General features: G+C 47.5%; 16 protein-coding genes. 10 read left to right on the top strand and 6 right to left on the bottom strand.

The annotated features are described in order from the left end of the window. Nucleotides 1–64: 64 nt before the first annotated feature. Nucleotides 65–1,171, bottom strand: coding sequence for an FAD-dependent monooxygenase (locus A6049_RS11325; protein ID WP_063564747.1), 1,107 nt, complete (start codon nucleotides 1,169–1,171; stop codon nucleotides 65–67). A gap of 252 nt (nucleotides 1,172–1,423) precedes the next feature. Next, nucleotides 1,424–1,948 carry an NAD(P)H-dependent oxidoreductase gene (locus A6049_RS11320; protein WP_063564746.1) on the bottom strand — a complete coding sequence of 175 codons (525 nt, stop codon included), beginning with the start codon at nucleotides 1,946–1,948 and terminating at the stop codon, nucleotides 1,424–1,426. Nucleotides 1,949–2,137: 189 nt separating this feature from the next. Between A6049_RS11320 and A6049_RS11315 the strand changes: the two genes are divergently transcribed. Next, the gene (locus A6049_RS11315; protein ID WP_063564745.1) at nucleotides 2,138–2,620 is read left to right on the top strand and encodes a MarR family winged helix-turn-helix transcriptional regulator; all 483 of its coding nucleotides are present in this window, start codon (nucleotides 2,138–2,140) and stop codon (nucleotides 2,618–2,620) included. A gap of 87 nt (nucleotides 2,621–2,707) precedes the next feature. On the opposite strand, the gene A6049_RS11310 is transcribed toward A6049_RS11315, so the two are convergent. Continuing rightward, entirely contained in the window at nucleotides 2,708–3,007 is a 300-nt protein-coding gene (locus A6049_RS11310) for a hypothetical protein (RefSeq protein WP_063564744.1), read from the bottom strand. Between the two features lie 213 nt (nucleotides 3,008–3,220). Here A6049_RS11310 and A6049_RS11305 point away from each other — a divergent pair, with 213 nt between their 5' ends. The 3 genes from A6049_RS11305 to A6049_RS11295 all read left to right on the top strand — a co-directional run bounded on the left by A6049_RS11305 (nucleotide 3,221) and on the right by A6049_RS11295 (nucleotide 7,116). Continuing rightward, nucleotides 3,221–5,245 carry a Na+/H+ antiporter gene (locus tag A6049_RS11305; protein WP_063564743.1) on the top strand — a complete coding sequence of 675 codons (2,025 nt, stop codon included), beginning with the start codon at nucleotides 3,221–3,223 and terminating at the stop codon, nucleotides 5,243–5,245. 88 nt (nucleotides 5,246–5,333) lie between these two features. Further along, nucleotides 5,334–6,272: an aldo/keto reductase gene (locus A6049_RS11300; RefSeq protein ID WP_063564742.1), complete on the top strand. Its 939-nt coding sequence runs from the start codon at nucleotides 5,334–5,336 to the stop codon at nucleotides 6,270–6,272. A 67-nt stretch (nucleotides 6,273–6,339) separates the two neighbouring features. Beyond that, nucleotides 6,340–7,116: a polysaccharide deacetylase family protein gene (locus A6049_RS11295; RefSeq protein WP_063564741.1), complete on the top strand. Its 777-nt coding sequence runs from the start codon at nucleotides 6,340–6,342 to the stop codon at nucleotides 7,114–7,116. Nucleotides 7,117–7,252: 136 nt separating this feature from the next. Here the strand turns inward: A6049_RS11295 and A6049_RS11290 are convergent, their stop codons facing one another. Then, a complete protein-coding gene (locus A6049_RS11290; RefSeq protein ID WP_063564740.1) occupies nucleotides 7,253–8,803 on the bottom strand; it encodes a DHA2 family efflux MFS transporter permease subunit in 1,551 nt (516 codons plus the stop codon). A gap of 8 nt (nucleotides 8,804–8,811) precedes the next feature. Next, a complete protein-coding gene (locus tag A6049_RS11285; RefSeq protein ID WP_053783698.1) occupies nucleotides 8,812–9,447 on the bottom strand; it encodes a biotin/lipoyl-containing protein in 636 nt (211 codons plus the stop codon). A 200-nt stretch (nucleotides 9,448–9,647) separates the two neighbouring features. Here A6049_RS11285 and A6049_RS11280 point away from each other — a divergent pair, with 200 nt between their 5' ends. The 3 genes from A6049_RS11280 (at nucleotide 9,648) to A6049_RS11270 (ending at nucleotide 11,063) form a co-directional block, all read left to right on the top strand. Then, nucleotides 9,648–10,118, top strand: a complete 471-nt coding sequence (locus tag A6049_RS11280) for a hypothetical protein (protein ID WP_063564739.1) — start codon at nucleotides 9,648–9,650, stop codon at nucleotides 10,116–10,118. A gap of 126 nt (nucleotides 10,119–10,244) precedes the next feature. Continuing rightward, on the top strand, nucleotides 10,245–10,451 hold the full coding sequence (locus tag A6049_RS11275; protein ID WP_063564738.1) for a YwbE family protein: 207 nt from the start codon (nucleotides 10,245–10,247) through the stop codon (nucleotides 10,449–10,451). 21 nt (nucleotides 10,452–10,472) lie between these two features. Next, nucleotides 10,473–11,063 (top strand): DUF4269 domain-containing protein, encoded by a 591-nt coding sequence (locus tag A6049_RS11270; protein WP_063564737.1) that lies wholly within the window; start codon nucleotides 10,473–10,475, stop codon nucleotides 11,061–11,063. 13 nt (nucleotides 11,064–11,076) lie between these two features. Here A6049_RS11270 and A6049_RS11265 read toward each other — a convergent pair whose 3' ends face one another. Then, the gene (locus A6049_RS11265; RefSeq protein WP_063564736.1) at nucleotides 11,077–12,513 is read right to left on the bottom strand and encodes a hypothetical protein; all 1,437 of its coding nucleotides are present in this window, start codon (nucleotides 12,511–12,513) and stop codon (nucleotides 11,077–11,079) included. Nucleotides 12,514–12,881: 368 nt separating this feature from the next. Between A6049_RS11265 and A6049_RS11260 the strand changes: the two genes are divergently transcribed. From A6049_RS11260 to A6049_RS11250, 3 genes are all read left to right on the top strand, one after another. Beyond that, a complete protein-coding gene (locus tag A6049_RS11260; protein ID WP_063564735.1) occupies nucleotides 12,882–14,681 on the top strand; it encodes a sensor histidine kinase in 1,800 nt (599 codons plus the stop codon). Next, nucleotides 14,656–16,275 (top strand): response regulator transcription factor, encoded by a 1,620-nt coding sequence (locus A6049_RS11255; protein ID WP_063564734.1) that lies wholly within the window; start codon nucleotides 14,656–14,658, stop codon nucleotides 16,273–16,275. Before A6049_RS11260 ends, A6049_RS11255 begins: the two co-directional genes overlap by 26 nt. Nucleotides 16,276–16,449: 174 nt before the next feature. After that, nucleotides 16,450–17,436 carry an ABC transporter permease gene (locus A6049_RS11250; RefSeq protein ID WP_063564733.1) on the top strand — a complete coding sequence of 329 codons (987 nt, stop codon included), beginning with the start codon at nucleotides 16,450–16,452 and terminating at the stop codon, nucleotides 17,434–17,436. Nucleotides 17,437–17,445: the final 9 nt, after the last annotated feature.

Genomic DNA, 17,445 nt, shown 5'->3' with positions numbered 1-17,445 from the left:
GCTTCCCCAACAGGGAGTCATCGGCTGTTTGTTGATTTACGCGGTGCGTGAATAACACGCCCCATTATTGAAAAGATTCGTACCGCTGCTGGAACGAAGACTCCATCTCCAGTTGCCTAGCCAACTGCTGCTTCACTTTTTCTCCACGTCGGGCCTGCAGCTCTTGCAGCCGTTCTGTAGAAGTGAATTGATCGGCTGCCATATCAATGAGCAACTCAGCGAGCACGTCCGCATCTTCCAATGCGGCATTCAATCCAAAAGCGCCCGTTGGAGTCATTGTGTGAGCAGCATCACCAAGCAAGACCACGTTGTCCTGCGCCCATAATTCGGCGAAACTGCTCTCTACGGATAACAAAACAAAATCACTCCATGTCTGGATATGTTGAGCTACCGAATCAGCGAGACAGGGGAAGGCCGCCACGAGTTTCTGTACAAAGGGAGCAAAAGGCTGCTCACGCAGCTTGGAGAAGGACCCTTGCGGGATGTTCCATCCGATCTGTACGTATCCTCCAAATTGTGAGAATAGCGCCAACTGCTGACCATCCATACTGGCCATTCGAACAGCAGGTTCCCAGCCTGCTGGAGCAGGAATGCGAGCCCATAACAGATCGTATCCATGTTTGCGGATATCCGGGGTCAGACCAGCGTGTCTGCGTACAGCTGAATATCTGCCATCTGCACCAACAATAACCGCTGCTTCAATGGAAGCAGGCCGTCCTTCTTGCCGAATGTTGATGCCAACCGTGTGGTCAGCCTTATTCCGTAATAATCCAGTCATAACCGTATTATAAAGGACTTGTTCGTTTTCCTGGTTCTGTGATTGTGACACGATGACTTCCAGCAGATGATCCTGAGGCACATGAATGCCCACATGGGATTCTTGCTCTCCAGGGAAAATGGTGTGGATGATCTGACCGTTCTCCCAATATTGAATTTGCTCCAGAGGCAGCACGCCACGCTGGGTGACAGAAGGGTATAACCCATGTTTATTCAATACATGTTCACCATCTGCATTAAGCACTTCGCCACGAAACGACTTAAGAAGGTGCGGCTGGCGCTCGATCAGAATGGTGGATATTCCCTGCCGTTTCAGCAGGAATGAGAGTAGCGCCCCTCCAGGGCCAGCTCCCACAATACAAACGTCAGTTTTTAAATACGTATTTTGATTCATGTGTAAAATTCCCTTGCAATATAATGGATGAATATCCTATTACTTTATAATAACAGATTTATAAAAATCATTAAGTAACTAAAAGTAACTTTAAAGATATACGTTATTATAAACAAATTCAATCCAATAATGCAATAGAATCCTTCTATTTCTCTACAGGAAGGAGGATTCAAGCCTGCGGTACTGCTTTTCAGCTTATGAGCGCAGGCTTGATAAGAACAGCAAATTCTTTTAAGGGAAATACTCTGATATCTATGTGATCAGTCGGTTGGTTATGCGAGCCACGCGTTCTCCCAGAGCTTTACCCAGTGCTATGCCCTGTTCGCTGAGCAGATCATCACTGTCCACCGGACAAGTCACCCCAACACCATAATAGGAGCCATATAATGCATTATCTGCAAAGTTGCCAGGTAGTCCGGTAATGATCATGCCCTGATGGAGCATGGGTGTCAGCAGATGAATCAACGTTGACTCCAGTCCACCATGCTCGGTTGCGATGGTACAGAACACCGCACCTACTTTGTCTACAAGCTTGCCCTCTGCCCAGAGGTAGCCCAGCTTGTCGATCCAATTTTTCAACCCGGAGCTGATGGAGCCAAAATGTCCGGGGCAGCCCCAGATAATGGCGTCCATTTCCACCAGCTTGTAAATGTCGGCTTCTTCTGTGGAATGCAAATGAACGGTTGCACCATGCACGCTGGCTGCGCCAGCAGCAATCGACTCGGCAAGCGCTCGTGTATGACCGCCTTCACTATCGAAAACAATATAAATGTTCATTGCTTGATTCCTCCTTGTGTGGTTATCTGTTCATGCTATAAGGTAGCTTGTCACATGAAACGGCAAAATAAGCATGAACTTTACAGACAAGTAAAGGGTTTTGGGAAACAAGCGCATTTTTCACAAACAAAATAGTACAAATATGTTACAATATAAGGTAGGTTATGATCAAAGGTAGGAGGAACGTTTATGAGCCCGGATACGGAGCGAAACTCTCAATTGGCAAATGTCGATCAATTGTTGGAGGCCTTCTTCAGATATAAAAATAAAGTATTGGATCAGCAGCAAAGAAATGAAACAAACTGCAAATTGAATCCGACGAAAAGTCATATATTGGGCATGATTTTGCGTGAAGAACGCTGTATGGCTGTGGATGTGGCCAGACAACTTAGTCTATCTTCTGGAGCAACCACAATTGTGCTGAATCAACTGGAGAGCGAAGGTCTGATCCAGCGGGTGCGCAGTGAAGAGGACCGAAGAATTGTATGGTTGTCTTTAACTGAAGATGGGAAGCAGCTTGCAAGAACGTTGATTAATAATCGCGGTCGGATGACGTGGGAACTTTTGCAGGCGCTTACGGAAGAGGAACAACTGCAGATGTTTGGCATGCTGAAGAAAATTGAGCTGAAACTGCTGGAAAAAATGAAAACGTTGGAACAAACGCATCGCTAAATATATGGTGTGTAAAACGCCAGCCTTCAAGAATTTGAGCCCGCTTTGGGACTTGAATCTTGAAGGCTGGCGTTTTAATTTTTTCAATTAAAGATGGAAACGTTGAATGTGATCGGTCAGACCTTCCTGGATCAGAATTTCCTTCTGTTTTTTACCGAGCAGGTCAAAATGGGGGAAAGGCTGACGCCGATGGATGTAACGTAGGTCGAGTCCATGCTCTCTACACCAGTCCTCAAGCCGTTTCAGATCCGAACAGCCCACTTTGGTCACACTGGTAATGCCCGGAAAACGGTTGTCGATCCAGAAATGAGTGAGATAGGCAAGGTCGCCACGAGATACACGTTCTTTCCACTCGGTCAGCTCCTGTCGTTTAATTCCAAATGCCATAGACACCAAGTTCCTTTCCAAACGGGTATTGTCCTGAGCATATTGTAACATCTTATAAACAGAACCAATCAGAAATCTGCAATCGGACTGTTGTCCATTCGCTTTGGACGGGTATTAATATGACAACATTTTTATAATAAACTTTGGTTTATGTTAAAATAAGGTACACAAAATGGTTTTCACCACTTCATTATACGGAAAGGGATTGTCATCATGGAACTATTTATCGCCGTGCTTGTTTTGCTGGTACTGATCGGTTTATCGAATATTTTGAACCGATTTGTACCCTTTATCCCCATTCCGTTGATTCAGATTGTTCTCGGTGTAGCCATTGCACTATTACCTGCGGGTGTGCATCTGCCACTGAATCCGGAATTGTTTTTCGTACTCTTTATCGCTCCGTTGCTGTACAACGACGGGAAGCGAACACCGAGGCACGAGCTGTGGAATCTAAGAGCGCCCATCCTTTTGCTGGCCCTGGGCCTTGTATTTGTAACGGTTGTCGTGGCAGGATATGCCATTCACTGGCTCATTCCAACCATTCCGCTTCCTGCGGCTTTTGCACTTGCGGCAATTCTGTCCCCGACAGACGCTGTGGCTGTAGGCGCTATGGCAGGTCGTGTGCATTTACCCAAGAGCATACATAGGCTTCTTGAGGGAGAAGCATTAATGAATGATGCATCCGGTCTGGTTGCATTCAAATTTGCGATTGCCGCCACGGTTACAGGGGTATTTTCCCTGGCTCAGGCGTCATTTAGTTTTATACTTATCGCGATTGGCGGGTTGCTGATTGGTGCCTTATTATCGTTCCTGTTGATCCGATTGGGTGTCTGGATTCGGCGTCTGGGGATGGAAGATGTAACGATTCATATGTTATTGCAAATTCTAACGCCCTTCGTCATTTATCTGGTCAGTGAAGAGGTCGGTGTTTCGGGCATTCTTGCGGTCGTCGCTGGCGGGATCATTCATGCAATTGAGCGTGATCGGACCGAGTCTGTACAACTGAAGATGCAGGTGGTATCTGCCAGTACCTGGTCTGTCATTTTATTTATTTTGAACGGATTGGTCTTTGTCATTCTGGGGGTACAGATCCCGGATGTGCTGAGTACCATCTTCGAGAATGTCTCGTTTGATAACCTTCAAGTACTCGGATATGTGGGCCTCATTTCAGTGCTATTGTTGGTACTTCGTTTTGTCTGGATCTATCTGTTCTGGAAAGGAAATGAAAATTCCGGTGAGGCGTTGTCGAGCGGGAAGCCTCGGCTGAAAGAAGTTACGATCATTACTCTTTCGGGTGTGAGAGGGGCTGTAACGCTGGCGGGGGCATTCTCCATTCCTTATGTTCTCCAAGACGGGTCTCCTTTTCCTGAAAGGGATCTGATCATTTTCCTGGCCGCAGGTGTGATACTGTTCACTCTGATTGCTGCAAGTGTGTTCCTTCCTATTCTTGCGAAGAACGAAGATAAAGCAGAAGAAGGTACACCGCAAACGACGGAACGAAAAGCACAGGATATTATGCTGAATGCTGCCATTCGTGCAGTGAAGTCGGAAATGAACGACCAGAATAAAGCTGCTGCGCTTGCGGTTGTTTCCGATCTGTCGAAGTATATCAGGCAGGCGGCTGGCGAGCTTACTGCCGGTAAGCGCAAGGACATTTTAAAACAGGAAACAGCCATTAATCTCATCGGTACACGGGCTGAACGCAAAGAAATTGAGAATATGATGGATGAAAATGTAATTGCTTCGGAAGCCGCCTTTAGATGTAACAGTTGGTTGGATCGAAAGGAAATGATGCTTGCAAACCGCACGAATACACAGATGATGTTCTCACTCAGTGAAATTGGACGATTGTTTGGACATGTGTTTACGAATCGTTCACGGAAGCCGGATCAGCCATTTATGATTGAAAATGCAGATCTGTTCCGTCAAGTGAAGATGCGTACCTCTGAAGCAGCGATCAAGGCGATTCGTGCTCATATGAACGATAGTAACCGGATTGTGGCTCTGTCGGTCATCTCTAGATATGAGCGGGTAATTGCCAAATTACGCACCTGGAATCAGGGCAAAACGGAAGATCCATTTGATCAGGAAAAGCTGGAATTGCAAATGGTGGCGATGCAGGAGCAGCGCAATACCATACAGCAGCTATACGAAAATGGCGAAATTAACCGCGATGTGGCTGCAAAACTCCGCCGTTTCATCAATGATGTGGAAGCTACAGCGCTGAAAAACACCTAATCCGATAAACCCGATATTTTAAATATGCTTAAGCCTCTGATATAATATATGTGAGTTACCAACGCTCAGAAAAGGAGATGGATGAGACATGGCAGAACAACGTACTCGCTTGGGCAAAACCGAACTTATTGTTAACCCGATTGGATTGGGGGCTAATGCAGTAGGAGGACATAACATCTATCCGAATATGCTGAATGATGAGACAGGTAAGGATGTCGTTCGTACAGCTTTGAAACAGGGCATTAACTTTTTGGATACTGCTTTCATCTATGGACCTGAGCATTCAGAACGCTTAATTGGTGAAGTGCTGAAAGAAACGGGTCAGCGTCAAGATACTATCATAGCAACGAAAGCTGCACATAAATTCGTGGATGGTAACGTAGTCTTTGATAACTCGCCTGCTTTCCTCAAAACCTCTGTAGATGAGGCATTGAAACGCTTGCAGACAGATTATATTGACTTGTTCTATATTCATTTCCCGGATGAACTTACACCGAAGGATGAGGCTGTAGGTGCGCTGAAACGTTTGAAGGACGAAGGTAAAATCCGTGCCATCGGAGTTTCCAATTTCTCCATTGATCAGCTGCGTGAGGCAAATCGGAATGGAGATGTGGATGTGCTGCAGTCTGAATATAATTTGTTCAAAAGAGAAGCGGAGAAGGAATTGCTGCCCTATACGGCAGAGCATGACATTTCTTTTGTACCTTACTTCCCTCTGGCAGCAGGTCTGCTGGGTGGCAAATATAATCGTGATACAACCTTCCAGGATGGACGGGCGAAGAACCCGTTATTCACAGGGGAAGCCTTTATTCAGAATCTGGACAAGGTGGAACAACTACGCAGCATTGCACAGTCCAAGGATGCTGAGGTCGCCCATCTCGTTCTGGCCTGGTACCTGACTCAGCCGTCCATTGATGCGCTCATTCCTGGTGCCAAGAAACCAGAGCAGGTCATCAACAATCTGAAAACACTGGATGTTGAGCTCACAGCTGAGGAAATTGCAGTCATTGATCAAATATTTCGTTAAATAGTTCTGGTGAATCGGGAAATGCTAACAGGGAGTTTACGTTTGAAGATAAAGAGAGGACATAAACATGAACCTGAAGGCAGCCCGATGCATCGGATTGTGTACGCTGGTTTTTTTGCTTGGCAGCAGTTCTGCCTACGCCAAACCTGTGCAGAAGAACCGACAGTATTATGAGGAACGGGGAGAGATTGTATGGGAGGTTCCCACACATGACAAACTCATCGCACTGACCTTTGATGATGGGCCAGATCCGGTCCAGACCCCGCAAATTCTGGCTTTACTCGAGCAGTATCAGGCCAAAGGCACTTTTTTTGTGCTTGGCAAATGGGCGGAAAAGTTTCCTGACCTGATCAAACAGGAGCAGCGGGAAGGACATGAAATCGCCAATCATACGTATGCACATACGTACGCGGTCAGGTCAACAAGGGCGGATAAGTACAGCCATGAAATGAACATAGCGGAGAAATCCATTGTTGGAGCAGGGGCGCAGCGTCCGACGTTGTTTAGACCCCCGGGAGGCTATTACAATGACATGGTCATTCAGGTCGCCAAGCAGCAAGGCTATACGATTGTGCTATGGTCCTGGCATCAGGACACACGTGATTGGGCTTCACCAGGCGTATCAGCCATTGTGAACAAAGTGCTGAAGAACGCACGTAACGGGGACATTGTTCTGTTTCATGACAAGGTGGAGGGCAAGTCCCAGACGGTTGCTGCGCTAAAAACGATTCTGCCTAAGCTGCAGGAGCAAGGTTATCGTTTTGTAACCGTATCGGAACTGCTTGCCGTTAAGGCGAGAGAGGCTGCCAAGGATGACAATTCATCCTTACCCCAGCATCCATAGCGCAAGCCAAAAACCGCAGGTCTCTGGATTAAAGAGACTTGCGGTTTTTTATTGTTTCAATTGATCTAAGTGAAGCTTGCGGATCTGATCTGTGATACAGGGTTGTATAGGGGATATAGGGTGGTCCAACGCCATTTTAGCGTTCAGTTTTGACTTTACGAGGACGGGAGCGAGCCCGTCGCAGGAATAACGACAGAAACAGACCAATGATCGAAATCCAGGTCGCTACAATGAAAGCATCATTAATGCCTTCAATGGTTGACGTCTGAACAGCGATACCATAGAGCTGCTGTAATGCTAGACTGGTGCCTTGTTCAGGCGGCATTCCTGCCGCAGTAGCCATTTGCGTGCCAAGCATACCGACTTGTTCTGTCAGTGCTACATTAGTTGTAGTCACGGTGTTGCTGTAATCCGCCAAATGAATACCTGCACGTGTCGCCATTACGGTGATGAGCAGGGCGGTCCCTATTGAACCTGCGACCTGTCTGACCGTATTGGACATGGCCGTACCATGACTGGTGAGATGAGGCGGTAATTGGTTTAACCCCTCTGTCTGTACAGACATCATCAGCATGGACATGCCGAAGCTACGAAACGTGTATAGCATCATGATGTGACCATAAGGCGTCTCCCCCGTCAACTTACTAAACTCAAAGGTGGTGATGGCGGTAATGATCAAACCGACAATGGCTAGGGGGCGAGAGCCAATCCGGTCAAACAGCGCTCCTGAGATGGGAGACATGACGCCCATTAGCAATGCACCAGGCAGCAGCAACAACCCGGATTGCAGAGGAGAGAATCCCCTTATATTTTGCAGATAGATCGGTAACAGCAGCATCCCGCCAAAGAGTGCCATATTAATCGTTGCACTGACTAGCGTCGAGATGGTGAAGATGTCGTATTTGAATACACGAAATTCCAGCAGGGGGTTCTTCATAGCCGTTTCTCGGAGAACAAAGAAGACGATGAAGAGCACTCCGATAATGAGTGTCAACAGCACTGTCGCGCTGGTCCAGCCTTTATCTCCGGCAGAGCTAAATCCATATAACAGAAAGCCGAAACCGATGGTGGAGAATAATGCGCCAAAACCATCAAATTTCGGCGAAGTAAGCTTGGACACATTTCTCAGCCAAATGAAGGCAAACAAAATATCAAGCAAGGCAAGCGGAATGACCATATAGAACAGAATGCGCCATGTATAATGTTCCACGATCCATCCAGATAATGTCGGGCCAATGGCCGGAGCAAACATCATGGCAATACCCATCGTACCCATGGCGGTTCCCCGTTTCTCTGGAGGAAACACAGTCAGAAATACGTTCATAACCAAAGGCATAATAATACCGGCCCCACTGGCTTGTACGATACGACCGATGAGCATGACCGTAAATCCAGGACTGATGGCACAGATCAATGAACCTAACGTAAACAACAGCATCGCAGTCACGAACAATTTGCGGGTTCCGAACGACTCGATCAAGTAGGCGGTAATCGGAATGAGTACCCCGTTCACCAGCAAATAAGCTGTGGACAGCCACTGCACGGTCGTTGCTGAGACGTTAAAGTCATTCATCAGATGGGGGATGGCTACATTGAGCAAAGTTTGGTTCAGAATGGCGATAAATGCGCCAAGTAGCAAGACAGCGATGGTTTTTCCAAGTGGCAGTTGGTTTTTTTGATTATCCATCAGCAGCCTTAGATATGAACGCGCACGGTAGCGCTCATGCCGGGAACCACACCCAGTCCTTTATATCCTTCGATTGTAATGATGATCGGGATGACTTGTGTTACTTTGGTGTAATTCGCATTGGTATTGGACGACGGCAGTAGTGAAAAGGAGGACGCAGTGGCAAGTCCGATCTGGTCTACTTTGCCAGTCAATGTGGTGTCTGGAAATGCATCGACATATACATCGACGATCTGACCTGCTTTAATTTTATCAATCGCGGTCTCGTCTACATTGGCCGTCACGTACAGGTTATTGAAATCATAGGCCCGTGCGAGGGGCGTACCTGCAGATACTAGTGAATTTTCGACGGCGGTCTGTTGTACAATGGTCCCATCAACAGGCATCGTCACGGATGTTGATTTTCCCGCAGCGGTGACGGTGGCAACAGTATCGCCTGCATTAAATGTTGTACCTACCTTGCCTTTCCAGGATCGAAGTTCACCGCCTACTGCGGAAGCCACGGAGATAGGCTGCCCGGTAACAAGCGCATTATCGGTTTTAACGTAGCTGGTGGATTGGTTGTAATAGTAGATCCCGGCAGCCCCGGCCCCCAAAATCACCAGTATAACAATGATATTGATCAAAATGGCACGTGAATTCATGCTGATCATTCCTCCTCGATTCGGTTTTCTGTAAACCTTCTCTTTGATTGGTGCTGAAAGTCTTCTGCTGACAATCCTGTTTGGAGCATTCCCGCTACTTTGTCGCTCTATACGAAACAAGGTGAAATATTATTCGCAGAATAGGGCACCAATATATTGATTAAGGCTGCCTACAGGCGGATGATAAGGAGGATGCTCATATGTTGATCATTTTGGTGGTAATTGTTGTTATTGGGGTTGTGTTTCTGATGATTTATAACTCCAGATCGTCTCGCAAGGCTGCAGAAGCACGAGCTTCCAAAATAACAGAGATGGATGAAGGGCCTGTCCTGCTGCATGAAGAAGATCGAGCCCGGAAGGAAGACAGAATTTACGAACAGGCAGAGCATAAAGAAGTTTTGGAACATGAGGATCGTAGGCAAACAGAAATTCATCAGATGGATTCTACATCGGAAGTGACCCCTTCACCTCAGAAAAGAGAGACGCAGACTACAGATGGTGATCAAGCTTATCGCCAAGCATTGCTTCATTTCCGTAAACCTGCCGAAGTGGAAGACGAAACGGTGCTGACGGAGACAAAAGAACCTGAAAAGAGTGCAGATGAAGTCTATCGATCGGCTCTGAAAGTGATGAAAAGCAAATCTTCTGATCCCTCTTCAAAGCGGAAATAACAGTTCAGTTATGTTTTTGAACATTGGTCATGGCTTTCGTTTTCAATCCAAAACGTCTACAATAGATGAAGCTTTGTAAATTATGGCTACATGACATGGAATACGTTGATGAGGAGAGGGAAACCCATGAATGGACAACAACGAGTAAATATCAAACCGGGTCTTGAAGTGGATATCGTGCTCAAGCAAGATCAGCCGACAGGCAAACTGACACGCGGTATCGTGAAGGATTTGTTGACCAAATCGCCCACACACCCGCATGGGATCAAAGTACGTTTGACCAGTGGACAGGTGGGTCGAGTGAAACAAGTCGTTACAGGAGCGTCAGAATGAACCGCTACCCGAGGGTGTGACATGATTACAACTACGGATGTAATGGCACATTTGGCCTCGGGGAACGAGCGTCAGCAGGATGCATATAAGGTGTTGCAATCCAGTGGATTGTTAAGCATATTGGCAGCTTATCAGCCTTATCCGGCTGGAACAGTGCCGATTGATATTGATATTCCTGGAAGTGATCTTGATCTATTATGTGAGGCAGCGGATCTCGAGGCGTTCCAAACATTGGTGCACCAACAACTGGGCGGAATGCAGGGTTTTCGATGCGACAGGGGGGATGGCCGTGCTGGCCAGCGTCCTTATGTGACCTGTAGTGTGGAAATTGGAAACTGGCCTGTAGAGATTTTCGCTCAGTCCCTATCTGTACGCAGGCAGAATGCTTATATTCACATGCTGGTAGAGTGGGGATTGTTGCAACTCTGGGGTGCAGCAGGACATCGGGAAATTCGCAAACTGAAGCTGGAAGGCTTGAAGACGGAGCCTGCATTCGCTACTGTATTAGGACTTCAGGGAGACCCGTATGAGGAAATGCTTCATCTGGCCGCAATGAGTAAGGATGAGCTTTGGCAATGGGCCCGCTTGCGCACGTCTTTTCAGTTCGAATAGCACGGTTAAGTAATCAGATTAGAAAGATAGCAACGATAGTAGTAACTGTTAATCCCAGCAGTACCGGTTTCAGATTGCGTCGTGCCAGTTCAAATGGACTGACTCCACAGATGGCAGCAGCTGGAATTAAGGCCCATGGAATTAAGGTCCCACCGCCTACCCATATGGCGGCGACCTGACCCAGTGCCGTCAATACAGGTGCGGAATCTGCCGAGCCTGCAAACATGGACGCAATGGAGCCGACCAGGGATATTCCAGAGAACCCCGAACCATCCATTCCCGTGACCGCTCCGGTCACAGTCATCGTTATAGCACCTACCGTATTATTCAATGGCACTAGCCCTGCAAGAGCAACCCCTAAATCATTCACAATCCCGTGTGATCCAGCAGGCAGCGGGTTGTTGAACAGTTCTGTGATCGCAGCATCCCCAAGATAAAAGAAAGCGGCAATCGGGATAACAGGACCAAACACCTTGAATCCGAACTGAAATCCTTCAATTAAATAGTTTGTTGTTTCTTCCGGACCTGTATGACGATGCGCGGCAAGTGATACGGCAATCAGAATGAGCACGGCCGTTCCACCAATTAGTGCTGTGGCATCACCGCCTTGTAATTTAAGTAAAAACATCAGAATGACATTGACTAAGAATAACAATGGGATGATCAGAGCGAATACCTTTTGCAAACGTGGGGGCATTGCTTGACGTTGAACGGCTGGCTCCTCGGAGATCGGCGCAGAGTCTGACGAAGGTGGATGAACGGTTACTGCTTCACCAGAGATCGGATCACTGAGTTTAACGGGGGAACCTGACTTCATCTCCTTGCGCAGCATCCAGAATGCCGTTACGGTAGACACCGTCCCCATCACTATGACAAGTGGGATACTTGCAGTCATAACAGCGGTAACGGGAAGGCCAGCTGCATCAGCTGTCAGTTTGGGTGCCCCTTGGATAATGTAATCCCCTGATAAGGCAATGCCGTGACCGAACAGATTCATGGCAATGGCAGCGCCGATGGGAGGAAGTCCGACTCGTACTGCTACCGGAAGAAGTACAGCTCCAACCAGGGCAACGGCAGGAGAGGGCCAGAAAAACAATGATACGATCATCATAATGAATCCAATTCCCCAATAGGCGACCTGTGGAGAACGGATGAACCGGGTGAGTGGTGTCACCATGACTTCATTGATCCCCGTCCGGATTAATACCCGGCTCATGGCGACAATGATCGAGATGATAAAAATGGTGCTGAGCAGCTCCTTGGCTGCGTAGATAAAACTGCTGAAGATTCCGGAAACCGATCCGCTTAATGTTTCAGTCGCCAGGAGTCCAATGGTCATGATACCTGCGACACAAATGATGGTTGTGTCTCTACGCCGAACCATGACGGCGATAATCAAGACGATAAAAGCCAGATATACATAATGCAATGGGACGAGTTGTATATTCATCGGACATGCCTCCTTACATCCTTGATGTCAATCCAAGGAGTGATATATCGTATGCATGTCATCACCGGGCGTTCGTGGAGTGTGGAGCAGGATTTTTTTTACAGATGGAGAACTAATTAGAGCATGGACCCTCGAACACGTACTGTAAGCCAAGAGCAAGTCACCAGAATTGACACTGACAGGTCACGGAACCACATAGACAGATGCAAGCAAGTATGACTACAATAAACATGCCATTATAAGGAAGAAGATGGAAGAAATACAGTGGTAGAGCATCAAAAAAACAGGAGAAATCGCTTGATCTTGATAGCGGTTACAACAATGTGCAAAAGAACTGAAATCTAGATTAAACAAAAGGGCGGGAATTCATGAATTTCATCCGTTCACTGCGCTTTAAGTTTATTGTGGGTCTGACATTGATCATGCTGCCACTATTCATGCTGCTATATTACAACAACATATATGCCATGAAAGTTGTACGTGATCAAGTGTCTCTCACCAATATGAATCATCTTGCAAAGAGTGTGGAGCAGAACGAGCGTGTGCTGCAGGAGACCAATCGGTATTTATACAGTCTGGGCGAGCGAGACCCGGACATTATTTCCCTGTTTTTTCTCAAATACGGCAGCGGCGATTATATTATTGCGAAACAGCGCATTATGAACAAATTCATGACCGATATCGGATTTTATAATCTGATCGATTCATTTTTTCTGTACGATGCCGTGAATGACGATCTGTTACTCGCTACCTCGGGCAATTATGATGTCAAAATGTCGATTGTGCAGGAGAGCATGCCGGTCCAGATGCAGCAGCTGGAGGGGGAAATCCAGAAGCCAGAGTGGAGCATCGTTCGGGGAGGCACATGGAATGCCTTGGTCAAAACGGTGCGGATCAACGCCCAGTTCTATGCGGGGGCGCTGGTGGACATGAATGCACTGAATCACCCCGAGCAATTCACGGAGTCCGGTGACCGGGGAGGTGCAGTCATCGTGGGAGCAGATGGCGGGGCGCTGTCCGATTCAGCCCTGAACTCGGCACAAATCAAACTGGCCGCAGCCCATATCACTGGATTGAATAATCCGTACCAGGTGATCTCTGAAGTGACGTCTATAGGCAGTGCACGTCAGTACCTGATGCTTGGCATTCCCTCAGCCATGTCTGAGATGAACTATGTTGTCCTGCTGCCCGAGGAGGATATGATGCGAAACCTGCCATTTTTTCAGCAGATCATTCGCCTGCTTCCAATTGGTGCAGCGGTCATTCTGATCACAGCTATGATTTTTCTCAGGCAGCTCCTATTCCGTCCGATGAATGTGCTCATACGTGGGATGAGAAGGGTTAGCCGAGGAGAACTTGATGTGAGGCTTGAGACGCCGTCTTCATCTGAACTGGAGTTTGTCACGCACAGCTTCAATCAGATGACAAGTGAGATCCAGCATCTGAAGATAGATGTGTATGAGGAACAATTGCGCACGAGGGAAGCAGAGTTTAAACAATTGCAGATGCAGATTAATCCTCACTTTTACCTGAATTCATTGAATATCATTCATAGCCTGGCTTCGTTGCAAAAGCATGAGCTGGTGCAGCAGATGGCGGGGCATCTGGCAGATTATTTCAGGTTCAGCCTGCGTGCAGGCAAACGTGTTATTCGATTGGATGAAGAATTGGAACATATCAGTCATTATTTGGAGATCCAGAAGCTGCGGTTTCCAAACAAGCTGGATTTCGTTCTGGATGTCGGACCGGATCTGGGGCATTATGTGCTGCCGCCTTTAACGATTCAGCCTTTTGTGGAGAACGCCATTATTCATGGCTTCCAGCGGCGCAAAGAGCCTTTTGTTATTTGCATAAGAGCATGGAAGTCGAAAACGTTATCTGATCCTGAACCGTCTTCGGTTCTTCAACTTTCAATTACAGATAACGGTGTTGGATTTGAGCAAGAAATACTGGAGCGCCTGCAACAGGGGCAATACGCCGAAGATCCGGGTGGACAGCACATTGGCATCTGGAACGTTATTCATCGGCTGCTTGTAAAGTACGGCGAACATGCCGGATTGCAGTTCAGCAATCAGACTGAAGGAGGGGCAGCAGTCCATATTCATATGCCCGCTCAGACGGAAGAAGAAGAAGGGAGAGCCTATGCGGAACCTGTTGATCGTGGATGATGAAGTATACGCCTTGCAAGCGATGGTGGAAGGGGTGAACTGGAGCCTGGCCGGAATCGACCAGGTATTCAGTGCTGGTGATGCGGAAGAAGCGAGAATGCTGATGAAATCCCATCCCATTGATATTATGATCTGTGATATTGAGATGCCGGGTGAAACGGGACTGGATCTGCAAAGCTGGGTGTTAAAGCATGATCCCGGCATGCAGACGATTTTTCTTACAGGTCATGCCCTGTTCGATTATGCCCAGACGGCAATCAAGCTGAACAGCTTCGATTATGTGCTGAAGCCTGCTCCCGCAGACCAGCTGATCAAGGTTGTGAGCCAGGCAATGGACAAAATCAAGGATGACGAGCAGCGTTCCCGCACCAATGAAGTATATGAGACGGTGTACAAACGCTGGCAAACGCATAAACCACTGTTGACCGAGCGTTTCTGGAAAGACGCCATCTCACAGCGCGTAACCTTAACCCAGCAAAAGCTGCAGGAGCTGGCCGAGGTCTATGGAGCCGAGATTGATCCGCACGTGCGCGTGTTGCCGATTGTCATTTCCGTCGAAGAATGGGTGCGAGACTTCGATCTGCGTGACGAGGAGGTGCTGGAATATGCGCTCCGCAATGCTGCCAAGGAAATGCTGCTTGGTGACAAACCTGGGGAAGTGTTTCAGGATCACAGTGGGCTAAATATTGTGCTTGCATACGAACAGGACGGTATCATACCTACGGCGAGTGAAATGGCACAAGGATGTCAGAGCTATATTCAGGAGTGTGGTACCTATTTTTATTGTCGATTGTCCTGTTACGTCGGAGTCCCGGTTGCTGTTACAGATTTACAGGGGATGCTGAATGAGCTGATGGACATGGAGCGTCGCAATATCAACGAGCTTGAAGGGGTCTTTATCTATGACGAGGTGGGCCGAGATACGGAGGATCGTTTTCTGCCAATACCGTGGTTCTCCGAGCTGTCCATCCTGTTCGAAACGGGAAAGTTTGACGACCTGCGCGAGCGTGTGGACGAAATCTTTGAATTACTGGCTTCACAGGAGCGTTTGTCACCGGAAATTCTGCGCTTGTATTATCATGCGATGCTGCATGTAATCTACCCGTTGCTGCATCAGAAAAATGTATCTGTACGCAGCCTGTATCCCGGAGAACGGGAGCCGGAAGAAAACGTTGTGACACGTTCGCTGCCCCAACTGAAGCAGTGGACATCAGACCTGATCAGTCGTGCCATCCCGGTATTGTATCCGGACGATCACAGTCCAATGACGATTGTGGACCAGTTATGCATTTACATTGAAAATCATATTGGTGAAGAGCTGATGCGAGAAGAACTTGCATCCTTTGCCGGATTTAATCCGGCCTATCTATCCCGCCTTTTTCGTAAAGAAAAGGGCATGTCACTTTCCGAATTCATTCTCCAGCGCAGAGTAGCCAAAGCGAAGACATTATTGTCCCAGTCTACTGTGAAAGTGACGGATATCGCAGGCAAGGTCGGTTACTACAATTACTCTCATTTTACGAAAATGTTTAAAAAGTGCACGGGCATTACCCCACAGGAGTTTCGCAAACAGTCCCGAACGGTACAGATTTGACGCAGCATGCTGCGTCTTTTGTTTTTTTGTGCCCTAAAGTCATAATTTGATAAGTGAACAGGTCACCACAGCAGATAGTGGACCTGAACGCCCCGCCGTATACTTGAACCACAGGAGACACAGCGGTGTTTCATCCTGAGGATGAAATTCAAGAGGAGTGAGGGAGAACAAGTTATGAAGACACAACCCCAGGCGGGTAAGGCAGCACGTCTTTCGGATGGAAGGGACATACCGGTTCGAAAACGAAAGTCTGTCCTGTACAATCTAGGTAAATTCAAGGTTTTGTATCTCATGTTTTTGCCAGGCATTCTATTTCTGCTGGTGAACAACTATATGCCGATGTTTGGCGTTCTGATTGCATTCAAAAATGTAAACTATGCCGACGGTATTTGGGGCAGTCCGTGGAGCGGCTGGGATAATTTCAAGTATTTATTCTCCACCAGCGATGCTTGGGAGATCACACGTAATACGCTCGCCTATAACACGGTATTTATTGCGCTGAATTTATTTGTAGGTGTAGGGCTTGCGATTTTGTTGAATGAAGTGAAAAACAAGGCGATGTCCAAATTGTATCAGTCACTCATGCTGCTTCCGTATTTTCTGTCGATGATTGTAGTCAGCTATCTGGTGCTCGCGTTTCTCGGCAAGGATTCGGGTTTCATGAACTCAACGATTCTTCAGCTCTTTGGCGGACAACCAATTGACTGGTATTCGGAGCCCAAGTATTGGCCGTACATTTTGCCACTGGTGAACACATGGAAGAATATCGGTTATTATGCCGTCATTTATCTGGCAGCAGTGGTAGGCATCGATGAGGAATATTATGAAGCAGCCGTGCTGGATGGCGCGAGCAAGTGGCATCAGATTCGCTTCATTACCGTTCCGTTTCTCGTACCGCTGATCGTGATTATGACATTGCTGCAGATCGGTCGTATTTTCTACGCGGATTTCAGTCTGTTCTACCAGGTTCCGCTGGAATCGGGCGCATTGTTCCCGGTTACGAACGTTCTGGATACGTATGTGTACCGAACCTTCCTTATTGGAGGCGATATCGGGATGTCCTCGGCAGCCGGGCTGTATCAGGCTGTTGTCGGATTTGTACTTGTTCTCGTATCCAATACCATCGTTAGGAGAATGGACAAAGATAATGCATTATTTTGAGAGGAGGCA

This window comes from Paenibacillus sp. O199 (assembly GCF_001636635.1).
GTDB classification, from domain to species: domain Bacteria; phylum Bacillota; class Bacilli; order Paenibacillales; family Paenibacillaceae; genus Paenibacillus; species Paenibacillus marchantiae.
This window is presented reverse-complemented; position numbering and strand designations above follow the sequence as displayed.